Annotated in this window: 17 protein-coding genes; 10 read left to right on the top strand and 7 right to left on the bottom strand. The window is 66.3% G+C overall.

Translation table 11 applies throughout. From position 1 onward, the window contains the following. The first annotated feature begins 23 nt into the window (after positions 1-23). Positions 24-899 carry a M15 family metallopeptidase gene (locus OXR00_RS11550; protein WP_267388363.1) on the top strand — a complete coding sequence of 292 codons (876 nt, stop codon included), beginning with the start codon at positions 24-26 and terminating at the stop codon, positions 897-899. Positions 900-957: 58 nt separating this feature from the next. On the opposite strand, the gene wrbA is transcribed toward OXR00_RS11550, so the two are convergent. Both wrbA and OXR00_RS11540 read right to left on the bottom strand, forming a co-directional pair. Further along, positions 958-1,560, bottom strand: a complete 603-nt coding sequence (wrbA, locus tag OXR00_RS11545; RefSeq protein ID WP_267388362.1) for an NAD(P)H:quinone oxidoreductase — start codon at positions 1,558-1,560, stop codon at positions 958-960. 32 nt (positions 1,561-1,592) lie between these two features. Next, positions 1,593-2,297: a pirin family protein gene (locus tag OXR00_RS11540; RefSeq protein ID WP_267388361.1), complete on the bottom strand. Its 705-nt coding sequence runs from the start codon at positions 2,295-2,297 to the stop codon at positions 1,593-1,595. 122 nt (positions 2,298-2,419) lie between these two features. Between OXR00_RS11540 and OXR00_RS11535 the strand changes: the two genes are divergently transcribed. The 5 genes from OXR00_RS11535 (at position 2,420) to OXR00_RS11515 (ending at position 8,245) form a co-directional block, all read left to right on the top strand. Beyond that, the gene (locus tag OXR00_RS11535) at positions 2,420-3,328 is read left to right on the top strand and encodes a LysR family transcriptional regulator (RefSeq protein ID WP_267388360.1); all 909 of its coding nucleotides are present in this window, start codon (positions 2,420-2,422) and stop codon (positions 3,326-3,328) included. Then, a complete protein-coding gene (locus tag OXR00_RS11530) occupies positions 3,325-4,365 on the top strand; it encodes an AI-2E family transporter (RefSeq protein ID WP_267388359.1) in 1,041 nt (346 codons plus the stop codon). Before OXR00_RS11535 ends, OXR00_RS11530 begins: the two co-directional genes overlap by 4 nt. A gap of 137 nt (positions 4,366-4,502) precedes the next feature. Then, positions 4,503-5,204, top strand: a complete 702-nt coding sequence (locus tag OXR00_RS11525; RefSeq protein ID WP_242150681.1) for a response regulator transcription factor — start codon at positions 4,503-4,505, stop codon at positions 5,202-5,204. 210 nt (positions 5,205-5,414) lie between these two features. After that, a complete protein-coding gene (locus tag OXR00_RS11520; RefSeq protein WP_267388358.1) occupies positions 5,415-7,586 on the top strand; it encodes an alkaline phosphatase family protein in 2,172 nt (723 codons plus the stop codon). Continuing rightward, on the top strand, positions 7,586-8,245 hold the full coding sequence (locus tag OXR00_RS11515; protein WP_267388390.1) for a hypothetical protein: 660 nt from the start codon (positions 7,586-7,588) through the stop codon (positions 8,243-8,245). Before OXR00_RS11520 ends, OXR00_RS11515 begins: the two co-directional genes overlap by 1 nt. Positions 8,246-8,287: 42 nt before the next feature. Here OXR00_RS11515 and OXR00_RS11510 read toward each other — a convergent pair whose 3' ends face one another. Continuing rightward, positions 8,288-9,937, bottom strand: a complete 1,650-nt coding sequence (locus tag OXR00_RS11510) for an amidohydrolase (protein ID WP_267388357.1) — start codon at positions 9,935-9,937, stop codon at positions 8,288-8,290. Between the two features lie 87 nt (positions 9,938-10,024). Between OXR00_RS11510 and OXR00_RS11505 the strand changes: the two genes are divergently transcribed. Next, the gene (locus OXR00_RS11505) at positions 10,025-11,278 is read left to right on the top strand and encodes a threonine ammonia-lyase (RefSeq protein ID WP_267388356.1); all 1,254 of its coding nucleotides are present in this window, start codon (positions 10,025-10,027) and stop codon (positions 11,276-11,278) included. 258 nt (positions 11,279-11,536) lie between these two features. Beyond that, complete coding sequence (locus tag OXR00_RS11500; protein WP_267388355.1) at positions 11,537-12,331, top strand: arginyltransferase; 795 nt, start codon at positions 11,537-11,539, stop codon at positions 12,329-12,331. A 487-nt stretch (positions 12,332-12,818) separates the two neighbouring features. Here OXR00_RS11500 and OXR00_RS11495 read toward each other — a convergent pair whose 3' ends face one another. The 4 genes from OXR00_RS11495 to OXR00_RS11480 form a co-directional block, all read right to left on the bottom strand. Further along, positions 12,819-13,754, bottom strand: a complete 936-nt coding sequence (locus tag OXR00_RS11495; RefSeq protein WP_242150660.1) for an alpha-E domain-containing protein — start codon at positions 13,752-13,754, stop codon at positions 12,819-12,821. Then, a complete protein-coding gene (locus OXR00_RS11490) occupies positions 13,754-15,259 on the bottom strand; it encodes a circularly permuted type 2 ATP-grasp protein (RefSeq protein WP_267388354.1) in 1,506 nt (501 codons plus the stop codon). The genes OXR00_RS11495 and OXR00_RS11490 overlap by 1 nt, the downstream gene beginning before the upstream one ends. Positions 15,260-15,354: 95 nt before the next feature. Continuing rightward, positions 15,355-16,152, bottom strand: coding sequence for a subclass B3 metallo-beta-lactamase (gene bla, locus OXR00_RS11485; protein ID WP_267388353.1), 798 nt, complete (start codon positions 16,150-16,152; stop codon positions 15,355-15,357). Continuing rightward, entirely contained in the window at positions 16,152-18,203 is a 2,052-nt protein-coding gene (locus OXR00_RS11480; RefSeq protein WP_267388389.1) for a protein-disulfide reductase DsbD domain-containing protein, read from the bottom strand. Before OXR00_RS11480 ends, bla begins: the two co-directional genes overlap by 1 nt. 79 nt (positions 18,204-18,282) lie before the next feature. Between OXR00_RS11480 and OXR00_RS11475 the strand changes: the two genes are divergently transcribed. Both OXR00_RS11475 and acnA read left to right on the top strand, forming a co-directional pair. Continuing rightward, entirely contained in the window at positions 18,283-19,947 is a 1,665-nt protein-coding gene (locus OXR00_RS11475; protein ID WP_267388352.1) for an alkaline phosphatase family protein, read from the top strand. A gap of 281 nt (positions 19,948-20,228) precedes the next feature. Next, complete coding sequence (acnA, locus tag OXR00_RS11470; RefSeq protein WP_267388351.1) at positions 20,229-22,910, top strand: aconitate hydratase AcnA; 2,682 nt, start codon at positions 20,229-20,231, stop codon at positions 22,908-22,910. The last annotated feature ends 61 nt before the right edge of the window (positions 22,911-22,971 follow it).

Genomic DNA, 22,971 nt, shown 5'->3' with positions numbered 1-22,971 from the left:
CCCGCATGCCAGAGCAGTCGCACATGCGGTGGTTTACGAAACGTACGAAGACGCTGCTGGCCTGGGCGACACTCGCCACGCCGGCGCTCGCAATGGCAGCGACGCCCGAACAGCTTTGCTCCGGCCAATGGGTTACGCCCGGCGCGGACGGGCGCGTGCTCGGCCATATCCCGTACCGCGAGGCGCCGATAAGCGATCTGGTGTCCGCGCCCGCCGGCTTCGCGCTGGGCCAACCGTGCCACATACAACGCGATGCCGCGCCGGATCTGGCGCGGATGCTGACCGCGGCCGCCACCGCGCCAGGCGTGGGCAACGTGCTTCGCGGCGTGTCGTGCTATCGCACGATCGCCTACCAGCACGGCGTGTTCTGCAGCCAGATCGGGCCGCGCAAGGCATGCAAGGACGCCGCCGAGCGCGCGCGTTCAGTCGCGCCGCCGGGGCACAGCGAACATGCCACCGGCTATGCGATCGACTTCGGCCTGCGCCCGAGCGGCGGGTGTCGCGACGTCAACCCGTGCTTCGCGCGCACTGCGGCGGGCCTGTGGCTGCTCGCGCACGCGCCCGAATACGGCTTCGAGCTGTCATTCCCCGCCGGCAACACGCAGGGCGTGACGTGGGAGCCGTGGCACTGGCGCTGGGTCGGCGCATCGATCAACACGCCCGGCGCGGCCCGCGCGCGGCTGCTGTTTGCCCGCGCGCGCGGCGACTTTCCCGGCAATCCGCAGATCCGCGACGTGGCGGACGGCTGGATCGGCGTGATCCAGCCAGTGGTGCCTGCCCCCGCGCCGGTCTTGCCGCCACCGGGCTCGGCCTATCTGAACGGAATGCCGCAGAGCTACTTCGTCCAGCCGCTGCCGACACCCACGCCGACTCCGCTGGTGCGGCGCCGCCGCCGGTAAGCGGACAAAAAAGGCGCGGCACTTTCGCGCCGCGCCTTTACCAGTCTCGGGTATCGGATCAGCCGGCGAGCTTCGCCGCGGCTTCCGCGATGCGCTTGCCCTGATGACGCGCACCGCCGAGATCGACGTCGCTCGGCTGGCGGCTGCCATCACCGTCGGCGAGCGTGCTGGCACCGTACGGCGTGCCGCCGTGGACTTCCTTGACGCCCATCTGGCCCTGATAGCCATAGTCCAGCCCGACAATGGTCATGCCGAAGTGCAGCAGGTTGGTCAGGATCGAAAACAGGGTCGTCTCCTGCCCGCCATGCTGGCTGGCGGTCGAAGTGAACGCACCGCCGACCTTGCCGACCAGCGCACCACTGTACCACAGGCCGCCAGCCTGATCGAGGAACGAGGCCATCTGGCTCGGCATCCGGCCGAAGCGGGTCGGCGCACCGATCACGATCGCGTCATATTCGGCCAGCTTGTCGACGCTCTCGATCTCGGCATGCGCAGTATCGGTCTTGAAGTGCGCCGCCTCCACCACCGCCTGCGGTGCTGTTTCGGGCACGCGGCGAATGTCGACCTCGGCACCGGCCGAGCGCGCGCCCTCGGCGACGGCATCCGCCATCTTCTCGATATGGCCGTAGGACGAATAATAGAGGACGAGGACTTTAGCCATGGAACGCTCCTTCGTTGTAAAGACGTGAAAACTTACTCGGAATCGACCAGCACCAGCTCGGCGTCTTCGATTGCGGTGATCGCGACCGTCTCGGCAGCACCGCCGCCGATGGCGATACCGTCACGGGCGTTGTAGCGCTGTCCGGCGATCTCGACCGAGCCGGTGGCGGGCACCAGATAGACGTGGCGACCGGCGGCGACGGTGTGGGTGATCGTTTCGCCCGCCTTCACGCTGGCGGCGAGCAGGCGCGCGTCAGCACGGATCGGCAGTGCGCCGGTATCCTCCGCGAAGCCGCTGGCGAGCGTGACGAACTGGCCGCTGCGATCGTCCTTCGGGAACGGCTTGGCGCCCCAGCTTGGTGATCCGCCCTTGCGCTTGGGTTCGATCCAGATCTGGAACAGCGTGGTCTTCTCGCCCTCCAAATTATATTCGGCGTGGCGCACGCCGGTACCCGCGCTCATCACCTGCACGTCGCCCGCGCCGGTGCGGCCCTGATTGCCCATCGAATCCTGGTGCGTGATCGCCCCTGAACGGACATAGGTGATGATCTCCATGTCGCGGTGCGGGTGCGGCGGAAAACCGCTGTTGGCGGCGATCTCGTCGTCGTTCCACACACGGATCGCGCCCCAGCCCATCCGGGCGGGATCGTAATAGTCGGCGAAGGAAAAATGGTGGCGTGCGTTGAGCCAGCCGTGATCGGCATGGCCAAGGCTCTCGAACGATCGTTTCTCGATCATGACGGCGTTCCTCTTGAGGATCTCTGTTGCGACCAAGATAGGCGTTCCTATCGCGCCGTAAATGGAAACGCTGGAAACCGATCGTTTCGGCAGCTAAGCAAAGCAAGGAAGGAGTTTTAGCCATGCGCCTGCCCGATCTCGAAGCCTGGGCGATTTTCGCAAGCGTGGTCGAACACCGCTCGTTCAGCGCGGCGGCGGATGCGATCGGCACCTCCAAAGCGACCGTCTCCAAGGCGATCAGCCGGCTGGAGGCGCGGCTCGGCCAGTCGCTGTTCCACCGCACCTCGCGCAAGCTGACGCTGACCGAAAGCGGCACCGGCCTCGCCGAACACGCACGTCGCATCCTCGCCGACGCCGAGGCCGCCGAGGAAGCCGCGCGCGATGCCGCCACCGCGCCCGCCGGGCTGATCCGCATGACCGCGCCGATGACACTCGGCATGGTGCAACTGGCGCCGATGCTGGCCGACTTCCTCGCCGAGCATCCCGGCATCGAGATCGATCTCAACCTGTCGGACTCGCGTGTCGATATCGTGGCGGAGGGCATCGATGTCGCCTTGCGCATCGCCAATCTGCCAGACTCCTCCCTGCGCGCGCGCAGACTGGGGCCGATCCGCACCTATGTCGTCGCAGCCCCCACCTATCTAGAACGACACGGCCGGCCGACACATCCCGCGCAACTCGGCGAACACGCCTGTCTCGGCTATACCAACGTGTCCGGCCCGTGGCGCTTCACCGGCCCGAACGGCGAGGAGGCGGCGGTGCGGCCGAGCGGGCCGATGCGCTCCAACAGCGGCGACGCGATGTTGCCCGCGCTGCGCGCCGGCGTCGGTATCGCGCTGCTGCCCGATTTCATCGTCGGCGGCGATCTTGCCGCCGGTACGGTCGAGGCGATCCTGACCGAATGGTCGCTCCCGCCGATCGCGCTCCACCTGATGACCCCGCCCAGCAACCTGCGGCCCGCGCGCGTCGAGACGCTGATCGCCTTCCTGACGGAGCGGTTCCGCAACCTCTGCGTTACGCCGACACCATGAACCGCCTCCGCCCGGACGCCGACGACACACGGTTCATCCGCCGCGTCGTGATCCTTATCCTCATCGCCGCCATGGTCGTGGCGCTGTGGAAGGCAGGCGATCTGCTGATCCTCGCGTTCGGTTCGATCCTCGGCGCGATCGTGATCCATGCCTTTGCCGACCTTTATACGAGGCGGCTGAAACTGTCGCAGCGTGCCGGGCTCGGCCTTGCCTTCGCGACCGTGCTGGCGGCGGCAGCGTTTCTGGTGTGGCTGTTCGGCGTGCAGTTCGGGCAGCAGGTCAACGCGCTGGTGCTGCGGCTGCCTTCGCTGCTCCAGCAGCTCGGCGCGTACATGTCGCAGACGCCGGTCGGCGCCAAGATCGTCGATGCGGTGCAGGCGGCGTTCGCGGGCTCGCGCGTGGCGCGCGACATCGGCGGGCTGGTGACCGGCGGCGGCGAGTTGATCCTCAACTGCCTGTTGCTGATGGTCGGCGCGTTGTTCTTCGCCGCCGAACCCAAGGTCTACGTCCACGGCCTGCTGCTGATGGTGCCGAAGACGATCCGCCCGGCGATCTCCGACGCGCTATCGGACGTCGAGCACAATCTGCGGCTGTGGTTGCGCGCGCAGTTGATCCTGATGACGACGATGGGGCTGCTGGTCGGGCTCGGCCTGTGGATATCGGGTGTGCCATCCTGGGCGGCGCTCGGCCTGCTCGCCGCGCTCAGCGAATTCGTGCCGTATATCGGGCCAACCGCGGCGATGTTACCCGCTTTGGGCCTGGGTGCTGCGGTCGGCACCGGCCCGCTGGTCGGCGCGCTCGTCACCTATGCGGTGGTGCGGCTGGTGCAGACCAACTTCATCACGCCGTATGTGCAGAACCGTGTGATCGCCATTCCGCCCGCCGTAACCTTGTTTGTTATCATAGCGATCGGCATGGTTTTTGGCCTGTTCGGCCTGTTCTTTTCTGCCGCCCTTTTGGTGGTGATCTTTACGCTTGTCCGCAGCCTCTACCTTCGCGAGGTGATCGGCGAGGATGTAGAAATCCCTAAGGGATAACCGCGACTCGGCTAAAAAGCTCGGTTATCGGTTCATTAACCTTTTGCGTTCATCTATAGAGCAGTTAACAAGTATGTAGTGAGTGCGCCGAGCCGAGGGGGGCGTCCGGGGCCGCCGAACGACAGGGAAACTGCCAGATGCGCGTGCTTTTGATTGAAGACGAGCCGACGACTGCAAAAGCTATCGAGCTTATGCTCTCGGCCGAGGGGTTCAACGTCTATACCACCGATCTCGGCGAGGAAGGCCTCGATCTGGCCAAGCTGTATGATTACGACATCATCCTGCTCGACCTCAACCTGCCCGACATGCATGGTTACGACGTGCTGAAGCGGGTCCGGGTCGCCCGCGTGCAAACGCCGGTGCTGATCCTGTCGGGCATCAACGAGATGGACTCCAAGGTGCGCAGCTTCGGCTTCGGCGCCGACGATTACGTCACCAAGCCATTCCACCGCGAAGAGCTGACCGCGCGGATCCACGCCGTCGTCCGCCGCTCGAAGGGCCACAGCCAGTCGGTGATCCGCACCGGCAAGCTCGCGGTCAACCTCGATGCCAAGACGGTCGAAGTCGATGGCAGCCGCGTCCACCTGACCGGCAAGGAATATGCGATGCTGGAGCTGCTGTCGCTCCGGAAGGGCACCACGCTGACCAAGGAAATGTTCCTCAACCACCTGTACGGCGGCATGGACGAGCCGGAACTCAAGATCATCGACGTGTTCATCTGCAAGCTGCGCAAGAAGCTCAGCCTCGCCTGCGACGGCGACAATTATATCGAAACGGTGTGGGGCCGCGGTTACGTGCTGCGCGAATCCGACGAGGTGGAGGCGACTGCCGTAGCCTGAGCGCCGGCTTCGCACATCGTAATCGGCTACCGGGAGGCGGCCGCGACGTCGGGGGGCGTCGCGGCCGCTTTGCTGTCTGGCGCCCCGCACCAGCAATGTTTCGTGACAGTCGTGCAACAGATCGGTCATGAGCGAGTCACGCACCGCCCCTAACCGGACGCGATCGGCCACACGGCACGTGGTCTGGTTCGACGAAGAGGGGCACAATCCATGACCATGCGCGCGGCACTGATCGCACTGAGTTCGACAAGCCTGATGCTCGCCGGGTGCGGCAGCGACAACGCCACCCCCACGCCGACCCCATCCGCGACGCCGACGCCGACCGCGCAAGCCGCGACGCGCACCATCGTGATGGTCTGGGACGGCCTGCGGCCCGACGACGTCAACGCCACCGACACGCCCAACCTGTTCGCGCTCCAGCAGGCGGGCGTACAGTTCGCCGACAACCATTCGACCTACCCGACGTTCACGATGATGAACGCCTCGTCCTTCGCAACCGGCTCTTTCCCGAAAACGTCGGGCTTCTACGGCAACACCTTCTGGACGCCGCCGCAGGGCGGCGCGAACACCATCCCCGTCGGCAAGGGCGCAAGCGGCGCGGCGCAGGATTACGTCGATCCGGTCTTCACCGAAGATTATGCCGTGCTCAGCACGCTCAACGACTATTACGGCGGCCAGCTGCTGCTGGTGAAGAGCCTGTTCGCCACCGCGCAGGCTGCCGGCATCACTACCGCCGCGATCGGCAAGTCGGGTGCCGCGTACATTCAGGATCTCGGCAAGGGCGGCATGTTCCTCGACGAGAACACCGTGCAGCCACGCAGCCTCGTCACCGAACTGCAAGGCGCGAACATCCCGCTGCCCGCCAACGTGGTGAACAACTACTCGGGCGGCGACGCCGTCACGCTCACATCCGGCAACGGCAACCCCACCGCGCGCGCGGGCTATGTCACCTTCAACACCACCGCTTATGATCCGGGCGGCACGCTCACCGTCGCCGCGCGCGACTCTGCCGACACGACGCAGGGCGCGCCGGAAGACGCCGCCAACAAATACATGATGAACGTGTTCACCTCGTACATCCTGCCCAAGAAGAACCCGATGCTCTCGCTCATCTGGTTCCGCACGCCGGATAACGTCGAACATGGCTACGGCCCCGGCACCGCCAACGTGAAGGCCGGTCTCAAGTCGCAGGACGCACGGCTCGGCGAGCTGATGGCGGCGCTGAAGGCGCAAGGGTTGGACACCACCACCAACATCGTCGTCGTGTCGGATCACGCGCACTCCACCGTGTCCGGCCCGCTCGCGCTATATCCCTTGCGCGGCATCAACGCGGCGAGCGGCATGCCGAACGGCGGCACCGTCAACGGCGCGACCAACGGCACCAGCAACGCCTCGCTCGGCGGCGCGAACCCGAACGGCTTCTCCTTCTCAGGGGACGTGCGCTCGGCCGATCTGCTCACCTATCGCGGCTTCAAGGCGTATGACGGCGCGGGTTGCTCGACCAGCGCGATGTACGGCCTCGCCGCCAATGGCACGCCAACCATTCCGCTCAAGAACGACGCCACCGGCGCGCTGTGCGGTGCCGCCAACACGAAATATCAGGCGATCAGCGCCGGCCTTGCCGCGCCCGTAGCCAGCTTCAAGGTGCCCGCGCCCGGCAGCCTCCCCGCCAACGGCATCGTCGTCGCGGCGAACGGCGGCTCGGATTACTTCTACGTTCCCGGCCATGACGCGACCACGGTCCGCAACCTCGTCCGTTTCCTGCAGGCGCGTGAGGAATATGGCGCGATCTTCGTAGACAGCCGCTACGGCAGCATCGCCGGCACGCTGAAGATGAGCCAGGTCAACCTCGAGAACACCAACCGCCGCGACAACGGCCAGCCCGACGTGGTGGTGTCGTTCACCTCGGACGATACCGTCACCGTGCAGGGCAAGACCGGCATCGAGTTCGAGAGCGTCGGCGGCCAGCGCGGCATGCACGGCAGCTTCGGCAGCACCGACGTGCACAACACGCTGATCGCGAGCGGCCCGTCGTTCCTCAAGAACGCCAAGGTGACCTTCCCAACCGGCAACGTCGATGTCGCGCCGACCGTCGCGTATTTGCTCAAGCTATCGATGCCAGCCGCCGATGGCCGCATCATCAACGAGGCGCTCGCCGCCCCGGCGAGCAGCACGGCACCGTCGATCACCCCGTCGAGCATCTCGCCAGACGCGGGCGCGGCGACCGGCCTGATGTTCGAAACGCCGACCGATCCCAGCGGCAACACCAAGGACACGTCGCTGTCCAAGGGCAGTTACACGATCCAGTTGCAGGTCAAGGATCTCACCGTCGACGGCAAGACCTACCGTTACTTCGATTATGCCAAGGCGGTACGCCAGTGATGCTCGCGCGGTTTGGACTCCTGGCGGCACTCACGCTGTTAGCCGCCGCACCTTCGGACGCGGCGGCGCGTGCGCCCGGCTCGCTCGATTTCGATACGGTGTTCAGCGCGAAGGGTGAGCCGCCCTTCCTGCAGTACGGCGTGATGTTCGTCTCCCACGGCGCGGTGCACCGCATGGGAGTCTGGCGCGACCATGATCGTCTGCTGAAACGCGATACCGACGGGGCGATCACCACCTTCGCCGTGCACACGCCGGGCGACCCGGCCTACCAGATGGTCGCGCTCGACCGGCACCGTCGGATCAGCACGAAGATCAGCCGGGAGAGCCTGTACCGCATCGGATCGTTCACCGACTGGTACGATCTGACGCACGGCCTGCGCCATCCCAAGACCGCCTATACGCTGACCACCGGGACCGCCCCGGCGGCGATGCCGCGCGTGCCGGCGCCGTGCGCGTGGTACGATCTCGCACAGGCTGGCCGTGTCACGCATATCTGCTGGGATGCGACAGCGAAGGTCCCGGAACTGATCGTGTCGGGCGGCCATCTGGTGTGGCGGGTCGTATCGATGGATCGCAAGCCGATCGCGGCATCGGTGTTCGTGGTGGACGATCAGGGTTACGTCCACGACAACGCCGATCACGACATCGAAGCGGACTGATGTACCCGCAGGCGCGGCGGCGGGAGCCACCGCGCCTCCCGGTCATTTGCGCACCCAGACCTTCTCGCCACCGATCCAGGTCTGCAACACCACCGTCTCCCGCAACTCCGTGGGCGAGGCGAGCAGCGGGTCCCGGTCGACGATGATGAAATCCGCACGCTGCCCGGGTGCGAGCCGCCCGAATTTGGTTTCGGCGAAGCCGGCATAGGCCGCATCCATCGTATAGGCTTTCCACGCCTGTTCGCGGGTGATCGCCTCCTGCGGTTGCCAGCCGCCATAAGGCTGGCCATCCGCGCCTTGCCGGGTGAACGCCGCCGCCCAGCCGGGAAACGGATTGGGGCTTTCGACCGGGTAATCGGTGCCGAACGCCAGCCCCGCGCCATTCGCCAGCATCGATTTCCACGCATACGCGCCCGCCAGCCGCTGCGGCCCCAATCGTGCCTCCGCCATCTTGTAGTCGCTGGTCTCGTGGACCGGCTGCATGGACGCGATCGTGCCGTATTTGCCGAAGCGCGGCAGGTCGGCCGGATCGACGATCTGGGCATGTTCGATCCGCCAGCGCCGGTCACCCTTATAGGTTTGCGCCATCTGATCGATCGCGTCGAGCACCTGCGCGTTGGCCTTGTCGCCGATTGCGTGGACGGCGACCTGATAATTGTCCATCGCCGCGCGGCTCATCAGGTTCTGGATGACATCGTCGCTCATGAAGCCGGCACCCGACTGGCCGGCGGCGTCGCTGTACGGCGCCTTCAACCACGCCCCGCGTGAGCCGAGCGCGCCGTCGGCATACAGTTTCACGCCGCCCATATGCAGCTTGTCGGCGTACAGCCACGGCGTCGGCCCGCCGCCGCCGATCCGCACCGCCGTATCGACACCCATCGCATAGCTCATGATGCGGACGCGGAGCGACCCGACATCGCCGATCCGCCGGTACGATAGCCAGTCGTCCAGCGTCGTACCCATGTCCGACGTGGCAGTGACGCCGTAGCTCAGCAACGTCTCCTGCGCGCGCAGGAACGCGAGATCCCGCTCCTTCGGCAGCGGTTGCGGCACGACCTTGTTGACCAGTTCCTGCGCGGCATCGACGAACACGCCGTTCGGGGCGGCGCCGGTCTTCTCGATCCGCCCGCCCGGCGGCGACACGCTCTTGTTGGTGATCCCCGCCGCCTTCAGCGCGGCGGTGTTGCCCCAGCTCGCATGACCATCGATCCGCGACAGCCACACCGGACGGTCCGACACCACGCTGTCGAGATCGGCCGCCGTCGGGAAACGGCCCAGCCCCCACGTCTCCTGATTCCAGCCGCCGCCGACGATCCACTTGCGCTCCGGATTGGCGGCGGCATAGGCGGCGATCCGCGCCTTGGCCTCGTCCAGCGAATGCGCCTGCGACAGGTCCAGCTCCATCGATCGGAAGCCGAGTTCCATGACATGCCCGTGGGCATCGACGAAGCCCGGCAGCAGCACCTTGCCCTTTTCGTCCGCGCGCCAGTCGAGCCGCTCGGGCCGTTTGTCCTTGGCCTGGAGCAGCCTGACCACCTTGCCGTCCGGGCTGATGAGCAGTGCGTTGAAACGCACCACCCGCCCATCCTTGTCGAGCGTCATGCCGTTGACGTTGTCGACCAGCGCATCGGCGAACGCAGGAGAGCTTGCAAGGAGCGCGACGAGCGCGACGGAGCGGAGGAACATGGCCATGGCGCACGCGATACGGTGTGTTCCCTCGCTGCGCCAGATGGTCTAGGGCGCGCGCTTGGCCCGAAGCGGCGAAACGGAAGCGCAACGATGGCAACGCAGATGAAATCGGCCCCCGACACCCTGCCCGTGACGATCGACGACGTTCGCATGGCGCACGCGCGCATCGCCGACGCCATCGTCCGCACGCCGACCTTCATCAGCCGCACGCTGTCGAAGATGACCGGCGCGACCGTGTACCTGAAGTTCGAGAACCTCCAGTTCACCGCCGCCTACAAGGAACGCGGCGCGCTGAACACCTTGTTGCAGCTCGACCATAACGAGATGGGCGTGATCGCCGCCTCGGCGGGCAATCATGCGCAGGGCCTCGCCTATCACGCCAACCGGCTCGGCATCCCCGCCACCATCGTCATGCCGACGACGACGCCGACCGTGAAGGTGATGCAGACCGAAAGCCACGGCGCGCAGGTCGTGCTGTTCGGCCAGACCTTCGACGCCGCCTACGCCCACGCGCGCGAACTGGAGGCGGAGCGCGGCTACACCTTCGTCCACCCGTTCGACGATGCGCGCGTGATCGCCGGGCAAGGCACCGTCGCGATCGAGATGCTGGCCGATGCGCCATCGATCGACACGCTGATCGTGCCGATCGGCGGCGGCGGCCTGATCTCCGGCATGTCCACCACCGCGCGCGCGATCAGCGCGGAGCGCGGCGGCGCGCCGATCGAGGTGATCGGCGTGCAGGCCGAACTGTTCCCCTCGATGTACAACCGCATCAACGGCACCGACATGGCCTGCGCGGGCGACACGCTGGCGGAAGGCATCGCGGTCAAGGAGCCGGGCGCGATCACCTCCGGCATCGTACGCGCGCTGGTCGACGACATCGTGCTGGTCAGCGAACGCAGTCTTGAAGAGGCGGTCAGCCTGCTGCTTCAGATCGAGAAGACCGTGGTCGAGGGGGCCGGCGCCGCCGGCCTCGCCGCGCTCCTCCAGCATCCCGAGCGGTTCCGGGGCAAAACGGTGGGCATCATCCTGTGCGGCGGCAATATCGACACGCGGCTGCTCGCCAACGTGCTGCTCCGCGATCTTGCCCGGTCTGGCCGGCTCGCCCGGTTGCGCATCGTGCTGCGTGACCAGCCCGGCGCGCTGTACGGCGTGGCGCGCATCTTCGAGCAGGAGCGCGTCAACATCCTCGAACTGGCGCATCAGCGTATCTTCACCAACCTGCCGGCGAAGGGCCTGAGCCTCGACGTAGAATGCGAAACGCGTGATCTCGCGCACCTCGAACGGCTGAAGGCGGCGCTGCATGCCGAAGGATATGAGGTCAGTCCGGTCGAGCTCGGCTGACGAAACGACTCGCGCGTGCGGCAGGCTGCGCATCGCGCGGCTTTGCCGTACGCGCCGCGATCTTTATGGTGCGTAGCGTCTGCCCAGGCAGCCGGTTTGCTACCCATTTGGGTGCAATATGCTGCAATTCCGCCGCGACAGAAAAGCTAACACGCGTTAACCTTCATTGATGGTAAAGCGGCTTTTCAGAACGACCGGAGCGATTCATAAGACGATCAGGCCCTGCATCGGCAGCGGCCATGAAAGGACCAACCGGCGGTGAGTGCGCCCTTCCGTTTTCCCCGCTTCTTCGTCACCAGCCCCTCGCCGTGCCCCTATTTGCCCGGCCGCCAGGAACGTAAGGTTTTCACGGAGTTGCGCGGGCCACATGCCGGCGATCTCAACGATGCGCTCGGCCGGATAGGCTTCCGCCGCAGCCAGTCGGTCGCCTATCGGCCAAGCTGCGCGGGTTGCTCGGCGTGCGTGTCGGTGCGCGTCGTCGCATCGGACTTCGCCGCCAATACCACCCAGCGCAAGCAGATGCGCCGCAACGCCGATCTCGACGTGTCCGCCTGCCGCCCATGGGCGACCGATGAGCAGTTCCAGTTGCTGCGCCGCTACCTTGGCGAGCGTCATCCCGGTGGCGGCATGGCGGAGATGGACGAGCAGGATTATGCCGACATGGTCGAGCATTCGCCGGTCAATTCCTTCGTCATCGAATATCGCGAACCCGCGGTGGACGGCGCGCGCGGCAAGCTGATCGGTGCGTGCCTGACCGACCAGCAGGCGGACGGCCTGTCGATGATCTACAGCTTCTTCGACGCCGACGCCGACGCACGGCCGGGTTTCGGCAACATGATCATCATGGATCACATCACCCGCGCCCGGGCAATGGGGCTGCCCTACGTCTATCTGGGCTATTGGGTGAAGGGTTCGGCGCGGATGGCGTACAAGACGCGTTACCGCCCGATCGAGGTGCTTGGCCCCAAGGGCTGGACGCCGCTCACAGACGAGGACGCGACCTACCAGCCGCCCGCGCAGCATTATGCGGTGCTGGCGGACGAGATCGCTTGAAATAACGGCGCATGGAGCGAGCGGAGGATTGTGCCGCTTGCATGTGCATGTCGGCAGTTGATGCTTAGCGGGTCGGCTTCGCTATGATCGACATAACTTCGGTGTCACGAACAACCGTCGCGCGTTTCGAAGATCACCGCCAGATGCTATACCATCGTTATGGACCGCAAGACACGTTCCGATGACAGCGAAGTCGAGGCGCCTAACATGATCGCCTATGTCATCTTTATCCTGTTGGTTGCAGGCTCTGTCGCAGCGATCCGGCTGATGTGGGTGGGTTCTTACCGCTTTTGGTGAGGGCACGCAGCTCAGTTCGGTGCTTGCTCGATCACGCACCGCACAGCGGTACATCCCACGCGATGTCACCGGTGCAAAACGAGCGGCGGCGCTAGTTCGTCCTCGATAGTGTAACGGGCGAAAACCGACACTGCTGAAGGTTCGGACTGAACAACGTGGAAGCAGATCCCGCAAACAGCCCGCCTCGCTTTTACCCGAACTTGAACTGCCCCGCGATGGCATGGTGCAGGGCGTCGTTGTCGGCGAGGAACTGCTCGAGATACTGGTGCAACCCGGCCGCGATCACGTCCTTGGACCGCGTCTTGAGCATGTGCGCCTGCCGATCGCGCGCCATCTGATCCGCCTCGCCGTGCATGCCGGTGCGCTTGGCGAGCAAGGTGAGGAACTCGACCGTCTCCTCCGCCGAGGCCGCAAGGCTGCGCGGCAGTTCCGCGCGCGAGATGAGCAGGTCGATGACGTTGGACGGCAGCAATCCGTCCGAATAGAGCCAGCGATAAGCCGTCACGGCGGAAACGGTCTGCAGGATCGTCGTCCACTGGTCGCGATCGACCACGCCGCCGACCGGCTCGCCCGCCGGCAAGAGGATGTGGTATTTCACGTCGAGCAATCGCGCGGTATTGTCCGCCCGCTCGATCGCCTGTCCGAGCCGGATGAACCACGTCGTCTGGTTGCGCAGCATCCGGTGGATCGCACCTTCGAAGCCGCGTGTCGCCGCCTTGACCGATTCGGCCAGCGCCAGCGTCGCCGCCGCGCCGCCGGGCATCGCGCGGTTCTGGAACAGCAGCCACGCCTGGTTGATGCCGGTCCACGCCTCGCGCGTCAGCGACGTGCGCACTGCGCGGGCGTTGTTGCGCGCGCGATCGAGCGAGTGGACCAGCGACCCCGGATGCGTGGTGTCCAGCGTCAGGAACCGCGCGACCGCATCCTGACCGGCCTCGGCCCCGGTTCGTGCGAAGGCGGCGGTAGTATCGGTGACGGCAAGCGCGCTTTCCCACGCGATCTGCCCGGCCGGGCGCGGCGACAGCGCATCGAGCCGGATCGTCGCCTCGACCAGACGTGCGATGAAATCGGCCCGCTCGACATAGCGGCCCAGCCAATAGAGCGACGATGCGGTGCGCGAGAGCATCAGTTGCCGCCCATGCGCTGGCTCATGCCGCCCATCGACTGCGCCATGCCGCCAGGCCCCTGCGACTGCCGCATGGTTCCGTCATCCATCAGCACGAAACTGTCCTTGGTGCCGCCGCCTTGCGACGAATTGACCACCAGCGAGCCTTCTTTCAGCGCGACCCGCGTCAACCCGCCCGGCACCACCTGCACGCCGCGCGATCCGGTCAGCACGAAGGGTCGGAAATCGACATGGCGCGGCGCCAGCCCCGCGTCCGCCAGCGTCGGCACGGTCGACAACGCCAGCGTGGGCTGCGCGATGTAGCGGTGCGGCTCCGCGATCAGCGCGGCACGAAACGTCTCGATTTCGTCACGCGAGGCGGTCGGCCCGACCAGCATGCCATAGCCACCGGAACCATCGACCAGCTTGACCACCACCTTGTCGAGATTGTCGAGCGTGTACTGCAATGCGCCCGCCTCGCGGCAACGCCACGTCTCGACATTGGGCAGCTTCGCCTCGCCGCCTGAATAATATTTTACGATCTCCGGCATATAGCTGTAGATCGCTTTGTCGTCGGCGATGCCGTTGCCCGGCGCGTTGATGAGCGCGACGTTCCCGGCCGCATAGGCGCGGATCAGCCCCGGCACCCCCAGCATCGAATCGGCGCGGAACACCTCGGGATCGAGAAAATCGTCATCGATGCGGCGGTAGATCACGTCGATCTTCACCAGACCGGCGATCGTCCGCATCCAGACGAAATCATCCTCGACGACGAGATCCGCCGCCTCGACCAGTTCGATCCCCATCGAATCGGCGAGGAAGCTGTGTTCGTAATAGGCCGAATTGTAATGCCCCGGCGTCAGCACCACGCATACCGGCGCGGCCACCGCGCCCGGCGCGACCGATCGCATCGTCTCCAGCAGCCGATCGGGATATGAATCCACCGCCGCCACGCGGAAATGGCCGAACAGTTCCGGGCAGAGCCGCAGCATCGCCTCGCGGTTTTCCAGCATATAACTGACCCCGGACGGCGTACGGGCGTTATCCTCCAGCACGAAGAACTCGTCCGGGCCGGTACGGACCAGATCGATCCCGCAGATATGTGCCCAGATGCCGTGCGGCGGCCGCATACCGGCAATCTCGGAGCGGAACTGCGGGTTGCCGAGTACGAGGTCCGCCGGCAACACGCCGTCTTTCAGGATCTTCTGCGCGCCGTAGATGTCATCGAGAAACGCGTTGATCGCCTCGACACGCTGTACCAGACCCTCGGAAAGCCGCGCCCATTCGCTGGCGAGGAAGATGCGCGGCACGATGTCGAACGGGATGATCCGCTCGCTCGCGTCGCTGTCGCCGTACACCGCGAAGGTGATGCCGAGCTGGCGGAACGTCGCCTCGGCCGACTGCTGGCGGCGGCGCAGTTCGGCGGCGGGCGTCCCCTCGATCCAGGTGCCGAGCGCGGCGAGTTCCGACCGGCACACCGTCGATCCCGATTGCCCCATAATCTCGTCGAACGCTTGTATTCCCATCGACCCGAAAACGCCCTTCTATGTCGCCAGCCCATGCTGCGACGGATTGTTGCGCCGCACAAGGCGCTTTCTTGACGGGAAAACGGGCGGTCGGTTTAAGGGTGGAAGTCGCTGCGCGCCTCGGCGACGATTTTCGGGAGCGCCTTGCGGTCGATGAAGGCCGCGCCGCCGCCGCGCGCCTCATGCTCCAGCACATCGGCAAACTCCGGGTGCATCGGCAGCACGATGTCGGCGGGCATCGCCCCTATTCGCGCGAAGCTCTTGCGGTAATCCGCGACGATATTGGGGTAGGCGCGATTGCCCTTCAGCACGTTGCCCGCAACCGTCAGGCTGCACGGAAACACCACGTGCAGCTTGCCCACCGGCATCGACCAGGTGGTGCAGCCCGGCGTATGTCCCGGCGTCAGCGTGGCGGTGATGCCGACATTTCCCAGCCGCACCGTCTCGCCATCGCGCACCACGCGATCGACCGGCACCGCGGGGAAGCGGGTGTGGCCGTTCTCGTTATCCGCCTCGTGCCGCCCGGCGCCCAACGCGCCCGCGTCGGCGGCGGAGGATACCAGCCGCGCGCCGGTATCGCGGCGCAGTTGCGCAAAGGCGGCGGCATGGTCGAAATGCGCGTGCGAATTGAGCATCAGCTTCAACTGCCCCGGCCCGACGCCGATCGCGCGCAGGTTGCGTTCGATCAACCCGGCACTCTGCGCGAGGCCGCTGCTGACGAGGATCGCGCCGGCGTCGGTCTTGATCGCATAGACCGCCAACCCCTCGGTTCCTACGTACCAGATCGGCCCGGCGATATGGAAAGGCTTGATCGGCTTCGACCAGCTCGCCGGGCTTTCGGCAAGCGCGGGCATGGCGGTCAGTGCGGCGGCGGTGAGGAGCAGGCGTTTCATCATAGCGCCGCCAGCATCCCCGGAGTGAGCACCTGTGGCAAGACCTGCGGTTCGGCCGCGCCCGGCGCGTAATACAGATACAGCGGCACCCCGGCGCGATTATGCGCCTCGATAAAGCGGCCGAGCGTGGCGTCGCCGTTGGTCCAGTCCCCCACCAGCACCGCGACGTTCTTTTTCGCGAAGGCGGCGCGGGTCGCGTCGGTCTCGATCGCGGCCTTTTCATTGACCTTGCAGGTCAGGCACCAGTCGGCGGTGAAGTATGCAAATACCGGTCGGTTGGCGGCACGCAGACTCGCCAGCTTGGCCTCGCTGAACGCTTCCTCGCCGACGCTTGCTGTCGCTACGCCCGGTTTGGGCAACCGCGCGATCGATCCGCTGGCGAACGCCGCCACCACGACGATGCCGATCAGCGCAACCGTGCCGAACGCCTTGCCCTTGCGCTGTCGCAGGCCACCCCACCACAGCAGCAGCGCGACCGCCAGCGCGGCGACCATGCCGGCGGCGATGCCATCGGTGCCGACCTGCCGCCCCAGCACCCACGCCAGCGCGATCGCGGTCAGCCACATCGGGATCGACAGGATGCGGCGGAACGTCTCCATCCACATGCCCGGCTTGGGCAGCAGCTTCCGCAAACGCGGCACGAAGCCAAGCGCGAGGAACGGCAAGGCGAGCCCGATGCCCAGCCCGGCGAACACCGCCAGCGCGGCATACCACGGCAACACCAGCGCCGCGCCGAGTGCCGCGCCCATGAACGGACCCGTACACGGCGTCGCGATGAACGCTGCCAGTGCGCCGGTCGCGAACGCGCCGCCCGCGCCGCCCGCACGGTTGACGAATTGCGGCGTCGGGATCTCGAACAGCCCGCCGAGGTTGAGCGACAGCGCCACGCTCAGCAGCAACAGCACCACGATCGCGCGCGGGTCCTGCAGCTGGAACGCCCAGCCGACCGCGCTGCCGCCCGCCCGCAGGCCGAGGATGATCGCCCCCAGCCCGACGCACACCGCCACCACGCCCGCCGTATAGGCGAGCGCCTCGGCCCGCGCCGACCGTTCGTCGAGATGCCCGCGCGCCAGGCTCAGCGCCTTGAGGCTGAGGATCGGGAACACGCACGGCATGATGTTGAGGATCAACCCGCCCAGCACCGCGCCCGCCAGCGCGATCAGCGTCGCGGTCAGCGCGCCGCTTGGCGGTGCCTCGGCCGGCACGTTACCCGCGGGCGCGACCGTGCCGGGTCTGGCCTCGACGACCAGCCCCCGTTGGCCATTGGGGCCGGCGCCGATCGCCAGCACGCCGCTCAACGAGCCGGTTCCCCCGGCCCCCGGCTTGGTCGCGATGACGACACGATCGCCGTCGCGCGTGACGCTCTGCTTGGCGGCATAATCGACGATGCCGGTGGAGGTCGGATAGAAGTAGGCGTCGGCCAGCGGCGCGCCGGCCGGATACGGCACACCGATCCTAAGCGTGCCGTCCGCCACCTGGAATGTCGCCGCGCCGCCGAGCGGCTTGGGGAGCGCCTGCCGCCACGCATCAAAACGCGCGCGGTTCTCCGGCGTCACCGCCCCGTCGCCGACGGTCAGGTCGACCGCGAGATCGGCTGATTCGGGCACGCACACGCTCGACGTGCAGACGAGGTAATCCGCGTGCAACTTGATCGGCAGCTTCGTGCCCGCCGCCAGCCCCGCCGGAACATGCAGCGTCACCAGCGGCGCATACGGCTTCTCAAACACATAGTTCATCAGCCCGGCGACGAGCAGCCGCTGCGGTACCGGATAGACCGGCGCGGCGGCAGTCACGCCCTTCGGCAGCGTCCAGTTCAGCTTGGCCGGGAAACCCGCATCGCCCGGGTTCTGCCAATAGCCGTGCCAGCCCGGCTCCGGGCGCGTGTCGAGCGCAAGCGTCACGTCGCGCCCCGCCGCCGGCGTCGCGCTCTCCGCCACCAGCCGAATCGCGAGGTGCGGCCCATCGCCAAGCGCACCGGGCGCGTCGGCCCAGGCAGCATTTGCGGCGAACAGCGCCAGGAACGTCACGAACAGGTAATGAAGCGCACGCATCGGGCAATCCTTGTCGGCAAACCGCGTCTCGGCCATAGCCGCCGGCGGGAGTGCTTCGGATCGCCGCGAAAGGAAAGTCATGAATCGTTTTACCTCCCTGTTAGCTCTTTCGTTCGCGCTTGTAGCCACCCCGTTGGCCGCGCAGTCGGCACCGCCGGCACCCGTAGCCGTCTCGCCGGAGACGCCCCCGAAGCTGATCGTGGCGATCTCGGTCGACCAATTCTCGGCCGACCTGTTCGCGGAGTATCGCAACCACTTTACCGGCGGCTTCGCCCGACTGCTCACCGGGGACGTGTTCCCCTCGGGCTATCAGAGCCACGCCGCGACCGAGACGTGCCCCGGCCACTCCACCATCCTCACCGGCTTCCGCCCGGCGAAGACCGGCATCGTCGCCAACACCTGGTACAACCTCAAATCGCCGCTGGCCGACAAGCAGATCTATTGCGCCGAGGACGAGACGATTCCCGGCAGCACGCACGAGAAATACACCGTCACCGACACGCATCTGCTCGTGCCGACGCTCGGCGAGCGCATGAAGATCGCCAACCCCCAAGTCCGCACCGTTTCGGTGTCGGGCAAGGATCGCTCGGCGGTGATGATGGGCGGCCACAAGGCGACGCTCGACGAGATCTGGTGGTGGGACGGCAAGGCGTTCGTCAGCTACGCCGGCCGCAAAACGCCCGATATCGTCACCCGCACCAACGCCGCCGTGTCCGCGCGCATCGCCGAGGCGCAGCCGGGCTTCGAGGTGCCGGACTTCTGCCGCAGCCGTGATCGCGCCATCCCGCTCGGCGGCGGCAAGACCGTCGGCGCCGGCCATTTCGAGCGTGACGCCGGCAACCGCACCAAGTTCCGCGCCTCGCCCGAGTTCGACAACGCCATCCTCGCGCTCGCCGCCGGCATGGTGCGCGACATGAAGCTCGGCACCGGACCCGCCACCGACATCATCGACATCGGCGCCTCGGCGACCGATTACGTCGGCCACACCTATGGCACCGAGGGTGCCGAAATGTGCATCAACCTCGCCAATCTCGACCATTCGCTCGGAGAACTGTTCGACCAGCTCGATGCTACGGGCGTGGATTACCTCGTCGTCCTGACCGCCGATCACGGCGGCCACGACATTCCCGAGCGCAACCGCGAACATGCCATGCCGGGCGCGGTGCGCACCGATGCCACCTTCTCGACCAAGGCGATCAACGCGACCGTCACCGGCCGCCTTAACCTGCCGGGCCAAGTCCTGTTCGGCGACTCCGGTTCGGGCGATATCTGGATCGACCCGAAATTGACCGCGAAGCAGCACGCCGCCGTCCTTGCCGAAGCGCTCAAGGTCTATCGCGCCAGCCCATTCGTCGCCGCCGCCTTCTCGGGTGCCGAGATCGCCGCCTCTCCCGAGCCGAAGGGGCCGCCGGAGACATGGCCGCTCATCATGCGCGCCAAGGCGTCGTACAATCCTGCGGTGTCGGGCGATATCGTGGTGGCGCTGAAGCCACGCGTGATGCCGATCCCCGATCCCAGCAAAGGCTATGTCGCCACGCATGGCAGCTTCTGGGACTATGATCGCCGCGTGCCGATCCTGTTCTGGCGCAAAGGCATGGTTGGCTTCGAACAGCCGCTGTCGGTGGAGACGGTGGACATCATGCCGACGCTCGCGGCCGCGATCCACCTACCGGTGACCGCGCCACTTCCGGACGGACGCTGTCTCGATCTTGATGGCGGTGCCGCCTCCACTTGCCCGAACTGACCGGGCGCTTCCACGAGCGTACCGACTCGCGTCGCGGCCTCGTGGGATAGATTACTCGTACAAAACCGGCGCTAATCCCCGGAAAAGCGAGGTTTCGTGCGAGTGCGTCGCAAGAGCCGTGATCCCGGCGCCTTGCCGTGCCGCAACCTTTGCGCATCGCGTCCACGGTTGCTAAGGCCCCTTGCGACTCACGCTTTCGCCCTAGCCGGGGCGCGCTCGTGCGGCGCCTTCCGCCGCTTTCCCGCGCTCCCGTCACGGGGCATCCTATGGGAAGGACCCGCATGACCGCCATCGGCCAGGATACGCTCGGCACCCGCGCCACGCTCGACGTGAACGGGATCGAATATGATTATTACTCGCTGGCGGCAGCGGCGGAAAAGCTCGGCGATATCAGCCGCCTGCCCTTCTCGATGAAGGTGCTGCTTGAAAACCTGCTGCGCTTCGAGGACGGCGTGACCGTCACCGAAGCCGACATCCAGGCGATCATCGACTGGCAGCAGAACCCCAACGCGCCCGACCGCGAGATCCAGTATCGCCCGGCGCGCGTGCTGATGCAGGATTTCACCGGCGTGCCTTGCGTGGTCGATCTCGCGGCGATGCGCGACGCGATCACCAAGCTTGGCGGCGATGCTGCCAAGATCAACCCGCTCGTCCCCGTCCACCTCGTCATCGATCACTCGGTAATGGTCGACGAGTTCGGCACGCCCAAGGCGTTCGAGGATAACGTCGAGCTCGAATACCAGCGCAACAACGAGCGGTACGAGTTCCTGAAGTGGGGCAGCAAGGCGCTCGATAACTTCAAGGTCGTACCCCCCGGCACCGGCATCTGCCACCAGGTCAACCTCGAGAACATCGCGCAGGCGGTGTGGTCCTCGACAGCGCCCGACGGCAAGAAGATCGCCTATCCGGACACCTGCGTCGGCACCGACAGCCACACCACGATGGTCAACGGCCTGTCCGTACTCGGCTGGGGCGTCGGCGGGATCGAGGCGGAAGCAGCGATGCTTGGCCAGCCCGTATCGATGCTGATCCCCGAAGTGGTCGGCTTCAAGCTGACCGGCGAGTTGGCCGAGGGCATCACCGCCACCGATCTCGTGCTCACCGTCACGCAGATGCTGCGCGCCAAGGGCGTGGTCGGCCGCTTCGTGGAGTTCTACGGCCCCGGCCTCGACGTGCTGACCCTCGCCGACCGCGCGACCATCGCCAACATGGCGCCGGAATATGGCGCGACCTGCGGCTTCTTCCCGGTGGATGACGCGACGCTCGATTACATGCGTCTGACCGGCCGCGACGAGGACCAGATCGCGCTGACCGAAGCCTATGCCAAGGCGCAGGGCTTCTGGCGTGAGGCGAACGCCGCCGATCCGGTGTTCACCGACACGCTGTCGCTCGACATGGCGAACGTGGTGCCGTCGCTCGCCGGCCCGAAGCGCCCGCAGGACAAGGTGATCCTCACCGAAGTCGACGACACGTTCAACGCCGATCTCGTCAAGATCTACAACCACGCCAGCGCCAAGCGTGTCGCGGTGGACGATCGCGATCATGACATCGGTGACGGCGACGTGGTGATCGCCGCGATCACGAGCTGCACCAACACCTCGAATCCGTCGGTGCTGGTCGCCGCCGGTTTGGTAGCGCGCAAGGCCAACGCCCTCGGCCTGAAGCCCAAGCCGTGGGTCAAGACCTCGCTCGCACCGGGTTCGCAGGTCGTCACCGATTATCTCAACAAGTCGGGTCTGTCGGCGGATCTCGACGCAGTCGGCTTCAATCTCGTCGGCTATGGCTGCACCACCTGCATCGGCAACTCGGGTCCGCTCGCGGAGCCGATCTCGAAGGCGATCAACGGCAACGATATCGTCGCCGCGTCGGTGCTGTCGGGCAACCGCAACTTCGAGGGCCGCGTCTCGCCGGACGTGCGCGCGAACTTCCTCGCCTCGCCGCCGCTGGTCGTCGCCTATGCGCTGAAGGGCACCGTGGTCGAGGACTTCACCACCACCCCGATCGGCCAGTCGACCGATGGGACCGACGTCTACCTCAAGGACATCTGGCCATCGAACGCCGAAGTCCGCGAACTGATGGACGCGAACATCGACCGCGCGATGTTCCAGTCGCGCTATGCCAGCGTGTTCTCGGGCGACGAACGCTGGCAGGCGATCGAGGTGACCGGTTCGGACACCTACGCATGGCGCGCCGGTTCGACCTATGTCGCCAACCCGCCGTATTTCGAGGGCATGACGATGACCCCGGTGCCGACCGAGGACATCATCGAGGCGCGCCCGCTCGCGATCTTCGCCGATTCGATCACCACCGACCACATCTCGCCGGCCGGCTCGATCAAGGCGGACAGCCCGGCGGGCAAGTTCCTGCTCGACCATCAGGTGACCAAGGCGGACTTCAACAGCTACGGCGCGCGTCGCGGCAACCATGACGTGATGATGCGCGGCACCTTCGCGAACATCCGCATCAAGAACGAGATGACGCCGGGCATCGAAGGCGGCGTGACCAAGTACGTGCCGACCGGCGAAGTCATGCCGATCTACGACGCGGCAATGCGCTACAAGGCGGATCACACCCCGCTCGTCGTCGTCGCCGGCAAGGAGTATGGCACCGGCTCGTCGCGCGACTGGGCGGCAAAGGGCACCAACCTGCTCGGCGTGCGCGCGGTCATCACCGAGAGCTTCGAGCGTATCCATCGCTCGAACCTGGTCGGCATGGGCGTGCTGCCGCTCCAGTTCGCGGACGGCGTGACGCGTCAGACGCTCAAGCTCGACGGCACCGAGACCTTTACGATCATGAAGGTTGCCGAGATCCGCCCGCGTCAGGACGTCGACGTCACGCTCACCCGCGCCGACGGCACGGTCGAGACGTTTAAGACGCGCTGCCGCATCGATACGGTCAACGAGCTGGAATACTTCCTCAACGGCGGCATCCTCCAGTACGTGCTGCGCAAGCTCGCGGCGTAATCCGCATCGCCCGCGCTCCTGACGGGGCGCGGGTTTGCAACCGCGTGCAAGACCCGTTCGC

Source organism: Sphingomonas sp. GC_Shp_3 (assembly GCF_026540945.1).
In the GTDB taxonomy this organism is placed as follows: Bacteria; Pseudomonadota; Alphaproteobacteria; order Sphingomonadales; family Sphingomonadaceae; genus Sphingomonas.
This window is presented reverse-complemented; position numbering and strand designations above follow the sequence as displayed.